This window comes from Neorhizobium descurainiae, from assembly GCF_051400715.1.
Taxonomy (GTDB): domain Bacteria; phylum Pseudomonadota; class Alphaproteobacteria; order Rhizobiales; family Rhizobiaceae; genus Neorhizobium.
In genome coordinates this window covers 1-16,488 of record NZ_JBLFFK010000024.1, presented here as the reverse complement: position 1 = coordinate 16,488, position 16,488 = coordinate 1, and the positions used below count along the sequence as shown (strand labels likewise).

At 59.4% G+C, this 16,488-nt stretch carries 14 protein-coding genes and 3 pseudogenes; 9 read left to right on the top strand and 8 right to left on the bottom strand.

Going from position 1 to position 16,488, the window contains the following annotated elements; translation table 11 throughout:
* Positions 1-82 precede the first annotated feature (82 nt).
* Positions 83-397 carry a DUF736 domain-containing protein gene (locus ACMGE0_RS28170; protein ID WP_436819198.1) on the bottom strand — a complete coding sequence of 105 codons (315 nt, stop codon included), beginning with the start codon at positions 395-397 and terminating at the stop codon, positions 83-85.
* Between the two features lie 530 nt (positions 398-927).
* Positions 928-1,888, bottom strand: a pseudogene (locus tag ACMGE0_RS28165) (hypothetical protein).
* 153 nt (positions 1,889-2,041) lie between these two features.
* Here ACMGE0_RS28165 and ACMGE0_RS28160 point away from each other — a divergent pair.
* The gene (locus ACMGE0_RS28160; protein WP_436819269.1) at positions 2,042-2,308 is read left to right on the top strand and encodes a hypothetical protein; all 267 of its coding nucleotides are present in this window, start codon (positions 2,042-2,044) and stop codon (positions 2,306-2,308) included.
* A gap of 27 nt (positions 2,309-2,335) precedes the next feature.
* Here the strand turns inward: ACMGE0_RS28160 and ACMGE0_RS28155 are convergent.
* Positions 2,336-2,440 (bottom strand): annotated as a pseudogene (locus ACMGE0_RS28155) (antirestriction protein ArdC); the annotation flags it as partial.
* Between the two features lie 34 nt (positions 2,441-2,474).
* Positions 2,475-2,834 carry a c-type cytochrome gene (locus ACMGE0_RS28150; protein ID WP_436819197.1) on the bottom strand — a complete coding sequence of 120 codons (360 nt, stop codon included), beginning with the start codon at positions 2,832-2,834 and terminating at the stop codon, positions 2,475-2,477.
* Between the two features lie 110 nt (positions 2,835-2,944).
* On the opposite strand from ACMGE0_RS28150, the gene ACMGE0_RS28145 reads away from it, so the two are divergent.
* Positions 2,945-3,838, top strand: a complete 894-nt coding sequence (locus ACMGE0_RS28145) for a LysR family transcriptional regulator (RefSeq protein WP_436819196.1) — start codon at positions 2,945-2,947, stop codon at positions 3,836-3,838.
* Positions 3,839-3,921: 83 nt separating this feature from the next.
* Here the strand turns inward: ACMGE0_RS28145 and ACMGE0_RS28140 are convergent, their stop codons facing one another.
* The gene (locus ACMGE0_RS28140; RefSeq protein WP_436819195.1) at positions 3,922-4,842 is read right to left on the bottom strand and encodes a LysR family transcriptional regulator; all 921 of its coding nucleotides are present in this window, start codon (positions 4,840-4,842) and stop codon (positions 3,922-3,924) included.
* Positions 4,843-4,934: 92 nt separating this feature from the next.
* Between ACMGE0_RS28140 and ACMGE0_RS28135 the strand changes: the two genes are divergently transcribed.
* The 5 genes and pseudogenes from ACMGE0_RS28135 to ACMGE0_RS28115 all read left to right on the top strand — a co-directional run bounded on the left by ACMGE0_RS28135 (position 4,935) and on the right by ACMGE0_RS28115 (position 9,547).
* A complete protein-coding gene (locus tag ACMGE0_RS28135) occupies positions 4,935-5,843 on the top strand; it encodes an NAD(P)H-dependent oxidoreductase (RefSeq protein WP_436819194.1) in 909 nt (302 codons plus the stop codon).
* Between the two features lie 1,058 nt (positions 5,844-6,901).
* Positions 6,902-7,102, top strand: coding sequence for a hypothetical protein (locus tag ACMGE0_RS28130; RefSeq protein ID WP_436819193.1), 201 nt, complete (start codon positions 6,902-6,904; stop codon positions 7,100-7,102).
* Positions 7,099-7,356, top strand: a complete 258-nt coding sequence (locus tag ACMGE0_RS28125; RefSeq protein ID WP_436819192.1) for a hypothetical protein — start codon at positions 7,099-7,101, stop codon at positions 7,354-7,356. The genes ACMGE0_RS28130 and ACMGE0_RS28125 overlap by 4 nt, the downstream gene beginning before the upstream one ends.
* A 215-nt stretch (positions 7,357-7,571) precedes the next feature.
* Entirely contained in the window at positions 7,572-7,961 is a 390-nt protein-coding gene (locus ACMGE0_RS28120; protein WP_436819191.1) for a hypothetical protein, read from the top strand.
* Between the two features lie 499 nt (positions 7,962-8,460).
* Positions 8,461-9,547, top strand: a pseudogene (locus ACMGE0_RS28115) (MFS transporter).
* A gap of 1,515 nt (positions 9,548-11,062) precedes the next feature.
* Here the strand turns inward: ACMGE0_RS28115 and ACMGE0_RS28110 are convergent.
* Entirely contained in the window at positions 11,063-11,611 is a 549-nt protein-coding gene (locus tag ACMGE0_RS28110) for a hypothetical protein (protein ID WP_436819190.1), read from the bottom strand.
* Between the two features lie 496 nt (positions 11,612-12,107).
* Here ACMGE0_RS28110 and ACMGE0_RS28105 point away from each other — a divergent pair, with 496 nt between their 5' ends.
* Positions 12,108-12,395 carry a hypothetical protein gene (locus ACMGE0_RS28105; protein ID WP_436819189.1) on the top strand — a complete coding sequence of 96 codons (288 nt, stop codon included), beginning with the start codon at positions 12,108-12,110 and terminating at the stop codon, positions 12,393-12,395.
* Between the two features lie 70 nt (positions 12,396-12,465).
* Here ACMGE0_RS28105 and ACMGE0_RS28100 read toward each other — a convergent pair whose 3' ends face one another.
* Positions 12,466-14,859: a thiamine pyrophosphate-binding protein gene (locus ACMGE0_RS28100; RefSeq protein WP_436819188.1), complete on the bottom strand. Its 2,394-nt coding sequence runs from the start codon at positions 14,857-14,859 to the stop codon at positions 12,466-12,468.
* A 125-nt stretch (positions 14,860-14,984) separates the two neighbouring features.
* Here ACMGE0_RS28100 and ACMGE0_RS28095 point away from each other — a divergent pair, with 125 nt between their 5' ends.
* On the top strand, positions 14,985-15,461 hold the full coding sequence (locus ACMGE0_RS28095; protein WP_436819187.1) for an Lrp/AsnC family transcriptional regulator: 477 nt from the start codon (positions 14,985-14,987) through the stop codon (positions 15,459-15,461).
* 724 nt (positions 15,462-16,185) lie between these two features.
* Here the strand turns inward: ACMGE0_RS28095 and ACMGE0_RS28090 are convergent.
* On the bottom strand, positions 16,186-16,488 hold a 303-nt coding region (locus tag ACMGE0_RS28090), incomplete at its 5' end, for a hypothetical protein (protein WP_436819186.1).

Below are 16,488 nucleotides of genomic sequence, written 5' to 3'. Positions count from 1 at the left end.
CTAAGGGAATTAGGGGGTTTGCACATATCGTTTTCCTGAACCGCTAGCCGGCCCGCCGCATGGCGGGCCGGCTAGTTCCTGCTCAGGTCCGCGCCGTCCGCCGATCCCAGATGAGTTGCAGGGCTTCCTCGCCTGCGACTTGGACCAGCTTCGCCTGGATCGGGGCCGGGAAGCTCGGGTCGTCCAGCTTGACGGAGACGTAGTCGCGTTCGCTTTCCTTCGCGGTCTTGATCCAGCCGGCGCCGAACTCGACATTGCCGGCGAAGATCCGGTAGTCGGGGGCGTCTTCGGAGGTGCGCTCGATCCGGACGAGCTGGGCCCTTACGCTGAGGTTGAGAGTTTTGATTATGCCGGTAAAGCCAGTGCCGTTAGAGATGAAGGAGCCGATGGTAGCCACGGTGAAGTTCCTTTCGTTTTTCGGGCCGCGCCCATCGCGACCTCGATGGCCGGCGACCGGCCGGAGGCGGTTGGCCCGCACCCAGCAGGGGCCGAAACGGAGTGAAGGGCGGCCAGGGCGGGACTTTCTTGACCCGCGAGGAATGGGCGCCTGCGCCCAGGGGAAGAAAGTGCCAAACGGCTGTTGCGGGAGTAAGAGCGAGGCGGCGCCTAGCGGCGCTGGCCTTCGGCCAGACATGCCAAATCGAGGACGCAGTGGGCGGGCCTAACACTGCGACAAGGACCGAACGATGGCTGCCTCGCAGTTCCGCCCGAGTGGACCTGCCTCCCTCCGCAGATCGCTTTCTACCTCCGGCAAGACCAACCACGGGATCGTCGCACCACCGCTGGACCTCAACACGACGGTTCATCGACGATAGCCGGAGTATTGAAAGTATCTTGCTGGTCGTCGCGCCCGAAGCCGCGCTCAACACAGTCACACCGGTGACGCCCTGACCCATGAGAGACCTTCGGAAACGGTCACGGGCGAGTTCAAGCCGCGCTCGATCCAGGCAGGCCCGCCGTGAGGGGCAGGAGGAATCTCGGTCGAGCCCTCCATCGGCGGTAATTCGGCAGTCGATCGGCATGCACGCGACGAGAACTCATAGTCCGCGCTTTCGGCCAAAGGTCGAGCTGTCCACGGTCGGCAGAGGTAGAGAGGTCCGCCTCTTCGAGGGCAGCGCCGGAGCGATGCAGATAGACTGCGCCGCGGATGCCGCGCCGATCCGTTCGAATGGCCTGGTCGACAGCGACGGCGCAGTCCACGCCTCAGAATCAGGATCACGCATGGCGCGCCAGCCAGGATCGGAATGAAAGGGGCAGCCGATGCAGGCACTCTTCGGTGGGACAGGATAGCCGTGCCGTTCGAGCCAGCGCGGGCATTCGCTATACGACATAAGGCGCTCGACCAGCGGCCATCGGTTCAGCCGCCAGGTCTCGAAACTCGGCGTCATTCGGACGATTTCGTCCATCAAGATTCCGATCCATTGCTGTACGACCGGGATCTTCGGAGAGGGCTTCCGCGTCAGTCCGGAAAGCTCTCTTACCTTCCGTCGGATGGGAACGATCTTGTAGTCGTCAGTGCATTGGCGCTGGATCATGCCGATCGTGACGCGACCACGCCGATCAGTGGTTCGGGTTACAGGCGGGAATCGAAGCCCAGCGCCGGCCGTCGACGGCCGGGATGAGATTCTCGCGAATGTTACCGGCCGAGACGATGTGGATGGGAAACGGAAGAACGTTCGGCGACATCAGCCAGGCCGGTTGCTCATAGATGGCACGGCTCCCAGCCCCTAGCGGCGAAGATGGCGCAATCGGGCATTGGCCCGATCTCGCGATGTGCCGCCATGGGCGCAAGCGTGGTCGATTGAACACCGGCGCCAGGGCTGAGAATCCGCAAGCGGATCGGAAAGTGCAGTTCGCCCTTCCCTGCAGTGACGGGGATGGGGAGCATTAGCGCGCCTCCCGTCGCCCTGATCCAGCCACAGGCGCAGTTGCCTGCCCATCTTCCGATCGGACCGTTGATCTCCGTGACCTCCGCGTCGCCGGACACATAGCCCCGGAGGCGGAACAGCCCGACGAGGTGCCACATTACGTCGAGATAGAGGTGGCCGCCGGCCAGCGCGACTTCACGGAAGACACGACCCTCGGCACAACCGCAGAGGCGATGGATATGCATGCCTGGATGCTCTCCGGATGGTATTATCCGACGCTCAGTGGCCGCCTTGGCCAGCGTGTGCTGAGATCGCCAGCCTTCATGGCGGCGACCAGCTCGGTCATCCGGGCGTCGTATATCTCAATCGGCGGCTCGGCCGCACGGAAATCCAGATGGGCCGAGAGAAAGACCACCTTCGCCTTTTCACCACGGGGATGACAGCGCGAAGGGTCCGCCAGAGCGGACCGGCGAAAAGAAAGCCTCGTTGCCGCCGTGGCGGATGACCGCGCCGGTGCTCGTGACGAAACGGTCGGCGTGCTCGATCCGTTCGATCGGATCGGGAATCGGCGCTGCCGCCGCGTAGAAGCGATGGATCAGGGAGCCCTCAACGCGTGGTCAGAAAATCGACCAGCGCTCGCCGCTGACTCTCGTTCGTCACGCTGATGGCCATCGTTGTGCCGCGGACGAATTGGCGGGGGCTAACAAGAAAACTGTCCAGGGTTTGCGCATTCCACACTACGTTGGAGTCGCGGAGCGCCAGCGAGTACCGAGCACCCTCAACGGTCCCGGCGGTTCGCCCATTGACACCGGCGAGCGACGGACCTGTCCGATTTTGCCCGGCTTCAAGCGAATGACAGCTGGAACAGCGTTGCCGGAACAAGCGCTCGCCGTCGGCCTCCTGAGCTTGGATTTCGCAGGGCGCTACGAGCACGAACCCGGTGATCGAAGCGAGTTTCAAGAACATCGAGGTGGCTCCTCAGTGATGGCGCCCACGCGCTCATTTGATTGGAGCATGACATCTTCAGATCGTCGGATGATGCATAATCCGACAACACTATCCGGGGAATGCGACAAATGGACAAGTTCGATGCCATGCGGGTTTTCACCCGCGTCACAGAAAGGCGCAGCTTCACGCTTGCGGCGGAGGACCTGGGCTTGCCCCGGTCCACGCTCAGCGACGTGGTGAAGCAATTGGAGACGCGCCTGGGCGTCAGGCTGCTACAGCGCACGACGCGCCAGATCAGCCCGACCTTGGACGGTGAAGCCTACTATCAGCGCTGCTTGAGCATCTTGGCCGAGGTCGAAGATGCCGAGGCCGCGTTCAGTGGGGTCAAGCCCAGGGGCTTGCTGCGTATCGACGTGCAGGGGACGCTTGCTCGCCATCGGGTTCTTCCGGGACTGCGCGAGTTTTTCCGAGCCTATCCCGACATCGAAATCCGCATGAGCGAGGGCGACCGGTTCGTTGACCTCATCCGCGAGGGCGTTGATTGCGTGCTGCGCGTCGGGGTGCCCCAGGACAGCGACATGATCGCCCGCCGCCTCGCCATGCTTGACGAGGTGACATTGGCGTCCCCGCGCTACATCGAGGCGCATGGCACGCCCAAGGTTCCGGGTGACTTGCAGCACGGGCATTGTGCCGTCGGGTTTCACTCGTCCGCCACCGGAAGCGTGCTGCCGCTTGAGTTCACCATTGACGGTGAAGTGTCGAAGATGACCCTCCCGTCAATGATGTCAGTCAACGGGGCCGACAGCTATTACCAGGCTGCTTTGCTCGGCTTCGGTTTGATCCAGTGTCCCCGGTATCGCGCCGAGGCCGATCTTAAATCAGGCAAGATAGTCGAGGTGCTGCCAGACTACCTGCCAACGCCGACGCCGGTTTCCGTCCTCTACCCACGCAACCGGCAATTATCCCCGCGCGTCCGTGTGTTCATCGACTGGCTTACGGCCCTCTTTGAGAGACGGGTTTGAGCGCGGACTTGCACCGTGCAAGACTTCGATCTCCTGACAGGGTTTTCGGTTCTGATACAATGCTCGCATGATCTCTGAGGCGATCAAGACCTATCGATACCGGCGAGACCGCCGATCTGCTCGGTCAGGAATTCCACCAGCAACCGGACACGAGAAATGCCTGCACGCTCCGGCACAATAAGCATGCTCAGCGGCACGGACGGCGGCGCATAGTCCGGTAGGACCGCTTCGAGCCGGCCGTCTGCCAACAGATCGTGGACAAGCCATAGATGCGCGGGCGCGATGCCACGTCCGGCGACGAGAGCCTCGCGTGCGGCGAGCCCGTGATCTACACGGAGTCCTCCGTCGAAGGACACCTCATGGCGTGAGCCACTCGCATGACGCAGGATGAGCCTGTCGCTGCCTGTGATGTTTGACATGCGGATGCCTTCATGAGCCGGCAGATCTTCGGGAGCCAACGGCCTGCCTCGCTTTGCAAGATAGACAGGTGCCGCTACCAGCAAGCGGCTGGATTCGCCAATACTCCGCAGCTTCATTGAGCTGTCGGTGAGCGGACCAAGACGAAGCGCCATGTCAACCCCCTCCCGCACCAAATCGATCCGCTCGTCCGTGAGGCTAAGATCAATGCCGATGTCCGGATAGTGATCCTGAAACGCAAAAATCAGCCGACTGACGTGCAGGACACCCAAAGCCGCTGTACAGGAAATTCTGATTGGTCCAGCGGGGGCGCCACGAGCAACACGCGCCTCGTCGCTTGCCTGCTCCACCAATCGCAGGATCTGTACGCAGCTGCCATAGTAGCCACTACCTTCCTCCGTCAGCGTCACGCGGCGCGTCGTCCTGCTGAGCAACGGCACGCCCAGGGCTTGTTCGAGTTCCCTTAGATGCCGCGTCACCGTTGACTGGCCGATCCTCAGCTCGCGGGCAACCGCAGAAAGACTCTCACGCTCGGCCACACGAACGAACGTGCGCATGCGCTCAAGTGTGACGTCCGACTTATCCATTTTTCGGCAGAATGTTATCCTTTCCCGACATCTACCGCACTGGTCTGCCCACGTCCATCTCTTGGTCGGCTTTGCAATTGGAGAATTGACCAATGAGAGTATTATTTGTCTTTGCACATCCCGAACCACGCTCGCTCAACGCGGCACTTCGCGATGTCGCGATTGAGGAGCTCACATCGCAGGGGCACGAGGTGCTCGTTTCCGACCTCTACGCGCAGGGATGGAAGTCACAGATCGACCGGGAGGACTTTCCTTTGCTTGCGCCGGAGGGGCGGCTGAAGGTGCCTACGGCATCGAGTGAAGCATTTTCGACCGATACGCTCACTCCGGATGTCCGTGCCGAGCAGGAAAAGCTCCTCTGGGCGGATAGCCTGATCCTTCAGTTCCCGCTCTGGTGGTTCACCATGCCGGCTATTCTCAAGGGCTGGATCGACCGGGTCTATTCGTACGGCTTCGCCTATGGCGTCGGTGAGCACAACGACCGACGTTGGGGTGACCGCTATGGTGAAGGGATGCTGGCCGGCAAGCGGGCGATGCTGATCGTGACTGCCGGCGGATGGGAGGAGCATTACTCCGCGCGGGGGATCAACGGGGCGATCGAAGACCTGCTGTTCCCGATCAATCATGGCATCCTTTTTTATCCCGGCTATTCCGTGCTGCCGCCCTTCGTTGTCTACAAGGCCGACCGGATAGACCGGCAGCGCTTCACGCTTGTTGCCGAGCAGCTACGCGGGAGAATGCGGACGCTCGCAACGACCCCGCCCATCCCCTATCGACAGCAGAATGGTGGCGATTATCTGATTCCGAGCATGGAGCTACGGCCTGATCGTGGGAATCCAAGCGCTACGGGATTGGCTCTGCATCTTCATGATGAAGACGTGGCTGCTCCTGTGAGGCGGCAACGCGAACTGCGCCAGGAGCAGACCCCGTGCGGCTGCGCGTTGGAAGCGACCAATGTTGCGGCCGACGATCTGCGCGATGCAAGCATCACGCCGCTTTAGGGATTTGTCGTAGGGTAGAGGCCGTAGCCGACGAGGACCACGGCACTGAGCGGTTAAGCTGATGATCCGGAGAGACAACGCTCAAACCCATCGCTTCACGCGGATCATAGATCTCGACTGGCTGACACAGAAGGCCTTGCTCCACATGGTAGCCCATCCCGACGCTCGAACACAGGCGGCCATCCCAGACGCTGCGGCGTTCACATTCGAGAAGTCGGCGGAGAAGGATGCCATCGTTGCGGGAAGAAGATCGGGATGGCGATTCCGTTTGGAAGGTGACTGAGCTCGGCGTGGAAGAGGCGAAAACGCATAGATTTCTGGCATAACGGTGAGTTGTCGGATCTGGCATGAGCGGCTCCCCTCGCCGCATCGACCGCAAGGAACCTGCAGCCTATCTCGAGATCGCTGAGAGCACGTTTTCCATGTGGTGGCGACGCACAAGATGCCGTCGCCATCTTCGGAACCCAAATGGGACAAGCAAGCGGTCGACGCGAAGCTTGCCGAAATCTGCGGCCTGGCAGCGAATGAGAAAGAAGTTGCTCCGACAAGTGGATGCTGGAGAACGGCGAAGGCTCCGACCGCAATGGCCTTTCAGCGTAGAGAGGCAGACAACGGAGCGGGAGAAATACCGTTCAGTGTTGAAGTTAGGACAAAAGCTTGAAGCAACTCTCCTTTTTATGCCCGACACCCGGATGTAACTCCCCCGCGCAGGCCCCGTGTCATGGACAAGCTCATTGAAAAGGGGGCAGCCCGCCTCGTCGGTACTGAAAAGAAGGAGTTTCGCTTTGCGATAACCGATGAAGTCGCCAGGACTGTAAAGCGGAAGACCTTCTGATTGCCGGCGTGTCGAGCAGGCGTTTGGCAAAGGGACGGGTCTAACGGCTGAAGTGGATTTTTGCGCTCCGGCCGTTTTGTATGGAACCGATCCGTTCGGCAGGCATTAGGTCTGTGTCGCGAGGGCAGCACCCCCCGTCCCCCAGAGATTCCCCCAATCTCCTGCCCTTGCGATGCTGTTTGGCACTACTTGACTCCGACAAGCGTCGTGGCAGCTTCGCACCATGAGCTCATCACAGCCAAACGACCGGTACGACCTCCGCAATGGCGGCTCCGACACCGACGAGATATTCGGCACCGAGACTGGCCGCACGGTGAGCGTCGGCGGCAAAGCGCGGGCGAAGTTGAAGTTCGACGAGGCCGATGTGCTGGCGGGTATGCTGAACTCGCGCAACCAGGAACCCGATGAGGAGACGCTGCATTGAGCGAGCAAACGGCGGCCGCCGACCAGTGTATGCAGGTGTTGGGCGACACGAATATTGCACACAACAGCGGCGATGGTCGCGCTCGTGAAAGCAAAGACGCGGCAATGAGCGAAAAGCCGATAGACCGATACCTTCTGCGCCTAGATACTCCAGGTTCGTGGTCTGTCATCGATACGGACACACCGGCAAACCGTGAGGATAGGATCATTTACCGATGGGCGAAGAACGGGTCAGGCAGATCAACGACCATTTGAACAAGGCATTCATCGAGACGAAGAAGTCGGCGTAATGAGCATCATTTCCGATTTCGTTTCCGAATTTATACGCGCGGCAAATGAGGTCGAGAGCTCTCTGAGGATGACAGCGCCAGGCTTCTCAGCGGGCTTACATTACAGTTCTCGATGGTCGCGAGCAGGTTGGGGTAGAGCAGGACAGTCTCGATCGCGATCCGGCGATCGACCTCCTAACCATGTCGCGATCGATCCTGCTGGTCCCTGACGAAGAGATAAAGGCGGCGCTGTTGGAAGCAGCCGGCATGATCCGGGCGCTGAAGATTGTGCTGGATGCGAAGGATGACGGGACGGGCGGTCACACATTTGACGGCATGGAGGCACGTGTCGCCGAGCTTAAATCCGATATTGGCAACATCAAGGATGTCTCGTCCGAGACGAAGCACGACGTGCGCGACCTGCGATCTGGAGCCCGGACTGATTTCCGTCTGCTCTTTGGAGCACTGATCGCCGCGGCGATCGGCCTTGCGGCATCCTGGTTACTGGTTTTGGCTGGATTTAGTTCCAGATCACCCTGTTGCGACAGCCCGCTTCGACGGCCTTCAATCAGCGCTGAGAAGTCCGGTTGATTGCTGAGGATGTTCGATCACGATGGGCTCTACAGAAAGGCCCAAACGCTTACGGTGCCCGCTCGCCCAGGCAATCGCGTTGTCCCGGATAACGAACTCCCGCTCATCGAGCTGGCCGTCATCCACCCGCACAAGCCACTTATCGCCATTGCGGACCACTTCAACTGACCGCATAGATTGGCCCCAGTTCCCCTACCAGAACGGCAGCTTGACAGCAAGCTGTCGGACTGTCGAATCGTTTTCCAGAGTTGCGGAAACCACTCCCTTTGGCTCGGCCGTTCCGCATCCTTTCATACCTCCGCAGCACAAGAACGCGGCCATTTGGATCGAACTCCTGGCAAGCCTGAGAGATTCACCCGGTCACGGAACTAGCAATGCCTGTGGAAACCATGCTTAGTCGGCCGCTGACGTGGCCTCCGCAGGCTGGGCGACTGCTGAGAAGCATCAAGAAAATTGTTCAGTGTGATAAGCGCAGCACGATAGGTGTGATTATCCCCGCGTGGTACGCGCGCCTATGACTCGCAGCGCCTCCCCCGGCTTCATGTTTTTGCTGATTTCGTTTGGCACTACTCTCGGTATGCCGGGACTCGTCCTGCCTGCTGTTCCAACGATGCCTCGCCAGCTTTGAGGTACGCCGGCTTTAGCCCAGATGGTGCTCGCAGCTTACGCCGCAGACACGCTTATCGGATTGCTGGTTTTCGGGGAGCTCGAAGCGACGTATTCTGCCGGCAAGCTTCTGACCTGGTCGCTAAGCCTGTTTGCAATTGCATCTATTTTGGCAGCATTCGCACCTAAACTGGAGTGGCTTGTTGCCTTGCGCTTCCCACAAGGCGCGTTCGGCTCCGGTCCGGCGGTATTCGCACCCGGTTTCATTCAAGGCCCCTTTGCCAGCGACAAAGCGGCCGTAATGTTCGCAAGATTGGGGTCTATCGAGTCCTTGCCCCCCGCACTTGCCCCCGTGGCTGGGGCATTTCTGCTCGAATTGGGTGGTTGGGAACGTCCTTCCTGGTCCTTGGTGGCTTCGCTGTCTTCTGTGCCATCGCCAGCAGTGTCTACAGCCATTCACTTCCCGATCGGCCGGACGCTCTTGAGACACACCGGAGCTATCTCTCGATCTTACGAGGGGTTTTGAACGACGGCATCCAGGATTTCATTCTTCTCCAGATTTGCGGCATAGCCAATTTCATCCTGGCATCCAACCTATCAAGCACGCTCACCCGGAAGTTCGGCGTCGAGCGTATGATCCTTATCGGGACAGCGGGCCTTCTGCTGGGATTCCTGCTGATCCTCGCCTACGTGGGAACTGGCGGAAGCAGTCTTAGCGTACTTGTTCCCCTCTGGGTCCTGACGAACGGCGCATTTGGCATCCAGGGACCGATCGGCTTCCACCAAGCTATTGTTGCCTCCAAGGGAGATCATTCCCGCGGTGCCGCGTTGGTTGTGGCGGCGATCCTTGGTTTGACAGCCGCAGGTACCGCCGGCGCAACCCCTTCCTCGGTTTGGGCTGGTGGCCGCTCGCATTGGCAAGCTCCCTGACCGTACTGCTGGCGCTCGTTTGTCTGACGCTGCGCTTTTACCGTCGCTGACGTATCGATCGTCCGCAAACGCAAAAGGAACCCTCTGTCATCGCGGCAGTGGTAACTTGAATGATGAAAGAAATCACGTGCTTGCTTGTAACACTGGTGCTCGAGGCCCTGAAAAGCAAGCGGTCGCCCTATTTTCGTTAGCTATGCTTGAGAGACATACTCAGATCACGTCGGCGATTGAGCCTCACGAAATGGGCATGTTGCGACGCGTTTTCGATGAAGTACTGACACGTCGGGATATCCCCGAAGAGACCGATGCGGCATCACAAGTCGCCGTTGATCTAATCTCGCTTTTCCAGCACGGGATTCGGGATGAGCGACAATTGCTGGCCATGTTATCGGGCTGCTCATTTCCTTGATCGCTGCCGTTTAGCTGTCGGCACACGACGCGATAGTGGCCGGCACGAAGGCCGCGAGACACGGCAGCGCGAACGGTTGAGTATGCAGGAAACGCATTGGCGACCTCGCCTGTTGTGTTATGCTGGCCTGCGGAGACGCGGTGATGCCGCATTGCACAGGATGCGAAGACACGGGCTGGATATGCGAGGCTCATCCGGATAGACCGGGGAGCGGACCAAAAGCGTGCCTATGCGGGGCACCGGGTATGCCGTGCCTCCGCTGCTCACCTGATGCTGCTGTGAATGTCTCGCCTGAAATGCCGCCCAACGTGCGCGCAATCTTCCGACCAGTGGCCCACACCTGCCGGCAAGAAGGTGAACTGATGGTATTTCATACTTGCGAAAACTCGTAATCAACCAGAACGCGACGCTAACTAAACGCGAATTTGCGCCTTCGACCATTCGATATCTCCCTCGAATGGGTGACGAAATAGCTTGCTTTCTGAAGTAGCAATATCATCGTTCAACTCATTGTCGCGGATGCTGGATACAACCGATCTATGGGATCGCCTGAGTGGAAACCGGAGGCGTTTCCCATCATTGTAGGAGGCTGCATTGGTAATCGAAATTTGCTCGGTCTGCAGTAGACCGTTTCACCTGTTCTCTATCGAAGACAAATCCCGTCCAATCAGGCAAACGCAGATCGTTTGCCCCTATGGGAACCACGTTCATCGATCGGAGAATTCAATCCGCACCTATGTGTGCTTGCCTGACGGAGCGATCCCGCGGGCCGAACCACTGCGTCAGCCGAGCCCCAACAACGGCAAGTCTCACATCGCATGAATTTCGTATGATAATGGGCTACTCGTTTCTGAGAGATTACGTCCACCATAAGCTAGAGGACGGTCTGCGCTTCCAAACTTGCAGTGCCATTCATCGCCATGTTAACTGCCGAGCATTCGTCGTAATCGGGCAAGCAGTTTTGCGGGTGACATGGCGGGCTACAGGGAAGAGCCTATAAGCTGTCTGACAGAGAGGGGCGTTGCCGTAACAGTCATGAAAGTTACGAGGAACGTTGGCCCGTCCAATGATGATCAGCCCCGGCCGGAAACTGTTTACTATACACCTGACGGGTATCTCGTTGACCTTCTTCCGAATGGAGATTTTCGGATAGTTCTCACCGGCGAGAGGCTAACACGCCTCTGATGCTGGGCGGCCGGCGCCGCACCCGACAGTTACTTCTACTGCCCTTGGAGGATCGGCGCGTAACCTCCACCAGGTCAGAACGAACCTTGAGCGTCGTCACGGCCGTATGCTGGCCGCGGCAGTTGCCCTTCCCCGCCGTCGTCGGCAGGCTGGGCCATTCCTTTGCCGGGTTGTCGATCCGCGTGTCTTCGCTCAACCGCGCGGCGAGATATTTGCCGATTCCACACTGCCCGGGCAGGAACCGCGCCATGCGGTCCTGCATGCCTTCATCAAAGAGCGCCAAACCTTCCAGGGTAGTGGCTCGCGGATGTTCCGAGCTGTCGTGCGGACGATTTGATAGCGACCGCATGCGGAAGAATTCAGCTTTGTTCTTCGGATGCTTGAGCATCTTCATCTGCAACGCGTCGAGCTCGTCGAACGTTATCGAGACGAGGTTCACATCGCCTTCGGAATAGGCGCCATAGGCTAGCGTCTCGTTATAGCCGTCGTCCTTGCCCGTGTCCTCGGTGAAGCCGATCAAGCGAGCAGGGGAAGTAGGCGTAATATTTGTCCATGAAGAGCCTCCTGTTGGCATAGGAAGGCGCCGCTGCAGATGCGTCGTGCCATAGTCTTATCCGATATTTGATGAGGTTTCCCACCTTGGCGCGGACCTGTGGAAATTGACGAAACCTACACTGAGTGAGCTTGATCTAAATTACCGGCTTGGCAGATTTCCATTGCCGCAGGATCGTCCGAATACCCCACTGCGGCAAGAGGCCCGGCACGTACCCCCCTCTGGTGCCGGGCCTCGCCTTTGGAACGCGGCGGCAACGCCGAAGTTGGAACATGCTGCAACAAGACCCTCCTGCCCCGCAGAGCCGCAGCCGGAGGTCGGTCGCGTTAGCCTGTCACGCGCCGGCCTCTCGGGTAGATACCAGGCAGGTGGCGATTCACGGAGCATTAACGATGCCTTGTAAAGGGCCGGAACGGAATGTGGGTGCCGCAGTTCCGCCACCGAAGAAGGGCATGGAGGGGCGATGAGACTGCTCCATTTTATTGGTATGATCAGCGGGTCCCGCTTGATGGTCTTTGCGGCGGTGACTGTAGCCCTCTCGTTGATCGTGTTCAGCGGAGGTCTCGCGGCCACTTCGGATTGTGTGATCAAGGGCAATTTTGACGTGTTATCAGGCACGCGCTCATACTACTTGCCGCGCCACCCGAAATACGGTCAGATCGACGTCAATATCTGGAATGGCGATCGATGGTTCTGTACCGCTGCTGAAGCTCGCGAAGGGGGCTGGATGCCGGCGGTGATCCTTCATTGACTGCGCCTCGTGGGGTGATGATGCAATATATCTTACTCCGATATTCGTTCCGACGTAGGGACCTGAGGCGTCATGAACCACACCTCAGATGGCGGAGCGGCTTTCCGGCGGATATTCCCTCGGCGGCAGCGAGAATTCCCTGAGCATCGATTCCGTAATGACGGTAGAGATCGACGATCGTACCGGTCTGCCCGAAATGCTCGACGCCGAGGGATCTGGTGCGATGACCGTGAACCGAGCCCAACCATGTGAGCGTCGCGGGGTGACCATCGACGACGGTCACTAGCTTGGTGTGCGACGGCAAAGCGGACAAGAGGCGCTCCGCGTGACTTTGTGCATGCATCAATCCATGCTCGCGTGCCCGCTGCGCTGCTGTCCAACCCGCATTCAATCGGTCGGCGGAGGTGATAGCGAGCAGCCCAACGTCCCTCCGGTCTGCAGCCATCAGACCGACGGCCTCGATCGCCTCCGGCGCCACCGCTCCGGTATAGGCGACAACAAGATCTGCATTCGGACCAGGTCTACGCATCCAGTATCCACCGTTGACGATCTCTTCGGCGAGAGGGGGAGATATATTTCTATTTGGTTGTTCGACGGAGCGGGTCGAAAGGCGGAGATAAACCGACCCGCCGACAGCATCGCGCAGCCACGTCACCGCATCCGGTCCGTCGTCCCCGGATCGCTGAATATAGTCAAGGGAGAAGCGCAATATCACCGCGAGTTCATCGACAAAGGCGGGCTCGAAACTCGCCAGACCATCCTGCCCCATCCCGATCAATGGTGTCGCGATGGACTGGTGCGCGCCACCCTCAGGAGCCAGCGTGACACCGGACGGCGTTGCCGCGAGGATGAAACGGGCATCCTGATAACAGGCATAATTCAAGGCATCGAGCCCGCGCTCGATGAACGGATCGTAGAGCGTTCCGATCGGCAGGAGCCTTTCTCCAAAAAGCGAGTGAGAAAGGCCGAGGGCCGACAGATTGAGAAACAGGTTCATCTCGGCGATGCCAAGCTCGATATGTTGGCCGGTGGGCGAAAACTCCCAGTTGAAGGTCGAGGGGATCCGCTCGCTCTTGAACAGATCCTTCATATCGGTGCGGGAAAACAGCTTGCGTCGGTTCACCCATGCGCCGAGATTGGTCGATACGGTGACATCCGGTGATGTCGTGACGATCCTGTCGGGCAAGGCCCCGTCCGATTTGCCGATTTCGTGAAGAAGTAAGCCGAAGCCCTGTTGCGTCGACATTGAGGGTTGGATGGCGATACCGAGTTCTGGCGGCACCGGAATGGGCGTGGCCGAGTAACGTCGCCGGCCAGCCCTATTGAACGGAGCCTCCCGGAGGAATTTCGCAAGTTCGGCCGGAGAGCCGGCAAGACCCTCGAACGCTTCCCATTCATGACCCTCGCGGATGTTCAAGGAGGCGCGCAATGTTTCCACCTGACTCGGAGTCAACAAGCCGGCGTGATTGTCCTTATGGCCGGCAAGCGGCAAGCCGTGGCCCTTGATGGTGTAGGCGATAAAGCAGACAGGGCGATCATGTCCCCTTGCCTCTTGGAAGGCGTCCATCAGAAGCGGAAGATCGTGACCGCCGAGGTTCGTCATGAGCCGCGCGATCTCCTTGTCCGACCGTCGCTCGATCAGCGCGGTCACGGCGCCCTGATCGCCAAGGTCGTCGAGCAGCCGCTTGCGCCAGGCAGCACCTCCCTGGAATGTCAAGGCCGAATAGAGCTGGTTCGGGCAATCGTCGATCCACCCCCGCAGCGCAGCGCCGCCCTCCTCCCGGAATGCCGCCTCCAGCAGGCTGCCGTATTTCAGGACGACGACGTCCCAGCCGAAACTTCGAAAGATTGCCTCGAAGCGCTCCCAAAGTCCTTCGCGCACTACAGCGTCGAGGCTCTGGCGATTGTAATCCACCACCCACCAGGTATTGCGAAGTCCGTGCTTCCAGCCTTCGAGGAGCGCCTCGAAGATATTGCCCTCGTCCATTTCGGCATCGCCGACGAGTGCGACCATGCGTCCTTCCGGCCGCTCCCGCGCCAAACCCTTCGCCCGGACATAGTCCTGCACCAATGACGCAAAAATGGTCTGGGCCGCGCCGAGCCCTACGGACCCGGTCGAGAAATCGACATCGTCGATATCCTTCGTGCGGGACGGATAGGACTGGGCACCCTTGTAGGCCCGGAATGCCTTCAGGTTGTTGAGCGTCTGGTTGCCGAACAAGTACTGAATGGCATGGAAAATCGGGCTTGCATGCGGCTTCACCGCGACCCGATCCTCCGGGCGCAGTACCGAGAAGTAAAGCGCGGTCATGACGGTTGCGAGCGACGCCGAAGATGCCTGGTGACCACCGACCTTCAGTCCATCATCGTTCCCGCGGACATGATTGGCATTGTGGATCATCCAGGTCGCCAGCCAGAGAACCTTTCGCTCCAACTGTTCGAGACATGCAAGCTTCGATGCCATCCTACCCTCCTCTCCCCGACAGGTGCACACTATCCAGATCCTGAAGGCGATTGCGGCTAAAAACGATTGCCGAAAAGGCTGAGATTAGCTCAACTGGCTAAACGGATCGGCACAGGAGGGAAGTTTTGCCAAAATCTAATTTGGACGCGATCGACCGCAAGATTCTCATAGCGCTCCAAAGGGACGCGCACGTGACGATCGAAGCGCTGAGCGAAATGGTAGGCCTTTCCCCGTCGCCATGCGCCCGGCGTATCCGAAAACTTCGCGACGCAGGTGTGATCAAGTCCACCGTGGTGGTCCTCGACCAGGTCAAGGTAGGACTTCCGATGAGCGTATTCGCGTCCGTGAAGCTCGAGAGGCAGCGCGAGGAGCAACTTGATCGCTTCCAGGCCGCCGTGGAGCGATGGCCGGAAATCGTCGAATGTTATCTGATGACGGGGCAGCACGATTATCTGTTGCGCATTGTCGTCAGGGATCTTCAGGACTACGAGAGGTTCCTGAAGCAAAGGCTTACCCGACTCGAGGGTGTCGCATCGATCGAGTCCAGCTTCGCCCTAAGCCAGGTCAAACACTCGCAAGCCCTGCCGATTCCGCCCGCGTAGCCCGGCCCGCGCCCGAACAGGCATCTAGCAGTGAACGGGGCTTTTCTGTGCCACCTGCGAAACCACGGCGAATGCAGGTAACCGCCGTTCACGCCGAAACACGTCAACCAGCCTGCCGTTGCCGCTCGCGTCCTATTCGAAGACCATGTGCGCACTTCTTGGTGGCTCACGGTCCTGGAGGAAGAGGCTACGCGCGCTTGGATCTCCACGCTTTCCGACCACTCCCGGCATTTCATGGCGATCCCCCTTCTGGGATGGGGGCGTCCCATAGCGTTCGATGACCATTGTATCTTCCGGATCCGGGAATCATGATTGCCAAAACCGTCGCCCCCTCGGCCGCCTATTATCGATGGCGGCGAGGCCATCCGTGCGGATGATGTCCTGCACGATTACGCGGCCTGGCCTCTGGAAGGCTTCAAAACGGGAACTGATCTCATCGGCATCCGGGGAACTACGCCGACGGATCAGCGGGAAGATCGATCGCGCGGTGGTCAGGGTCTGCGCTGCCTCGGTCTTGACACGTGAGGAACGCACTCGACATGAGGAGAAGCGCTGATGTTAGCTTCGGGCTCTCCGGGCAGCGATCACCAGGAATACACCGTCGGCGAGCAATATTGCGGCACCGAGCGCCAATAAATAAGGCGCTGTCGTAATCGCGGTTACCTGCATTTCCATTTCTTTATCCTCCCACGGGGGTCATAAGCGCGTTCGATCGCGACCATCATCAACCAATCGTGCCACCGGTCGAATTCTTCTCGCAGCCTTCCTCCAGGCTTCTAAGATTTGGATCTATCATCCCTTCAACAAGGGTCATCGCCATGACTGGACCGCCCTCGATGGAGCAGCTTTCCAGGTGGGGCAACCAATAGAGACTCTTGTCGTGGGAACTGCCGTTGCCGTGGCAGGCGTTCTCCTTGTCGAATCCCCAATGCCCGTACCAGGCGTCTCCATGGTCACGAAAGAAATTCACGTGCGTATATATTGTAGTCACCATCCACTCCCTCAGAACATGCGGCGGGGACGCAGC

Excerpts from the sequence above, each read along its gene's own strand:
- ACMGE0_RS28150 (WP_436819197.1), bottom strand. The coding sequence starts at position 2,834 with ATGTTCTTGAAACTCGCTTCGATCACCGGGTTCGTGCTCGTAGCGCCC.
- ACMGE0_RS28145 (WP_436819196.1), top strand. The coding sequence starts at position 2,945 with ATGGACAAGTTCGATGCCATGCGGGTTTTCACCCGCGTCACAGAAAGG.
- ACMGE0_RS28140 (WP_436819195.1), bottom strand. The coding sequence starts at position 4,842 with ATGGATAAGTCGGACGTCACACTTGAGCGCATGCGCACGTTCGTTCGT.
- ACMGE0_RS28135 (WP_436819194.1), top strand. The coding sequence starts at position 4,935 with ATGAGAGTATTATTTGTCTTTGCACATCCCGAACCACGCTCGCTCAAC.
- ACMGE0_RS28130 (WP_436819193.1), top strand. The coding sequence starts at position 6,902 with ATGAGCTCATCACAGCCAAACGACCGGTACGACCTCCGCAATGGCGGC.
- ACMGE0_RS28120 (WP_436819191.1), top strand. The coding sequence starts at position 7,572 with ATGTCGCGATCGATCCTGCTGGTCCCTGACGAAGAGATAAAGGCGGCG.
- ACMGE0_RS28105 (WP_436819189.1), top strand. The coding sequence starts at position 12,108 with ATGAGACTGCTCCATTTTATTGGTATGATCAGCGGGTCCCGCTTGATG.
- ACMGE0_RS28100 (WP_436819188.1), bottom strand. The coding sequence starts at position 14,859 with ATGGCATCGAAGCTTGCATGTCTCGAACAGTTGGAGCGAAAGGTTCTC.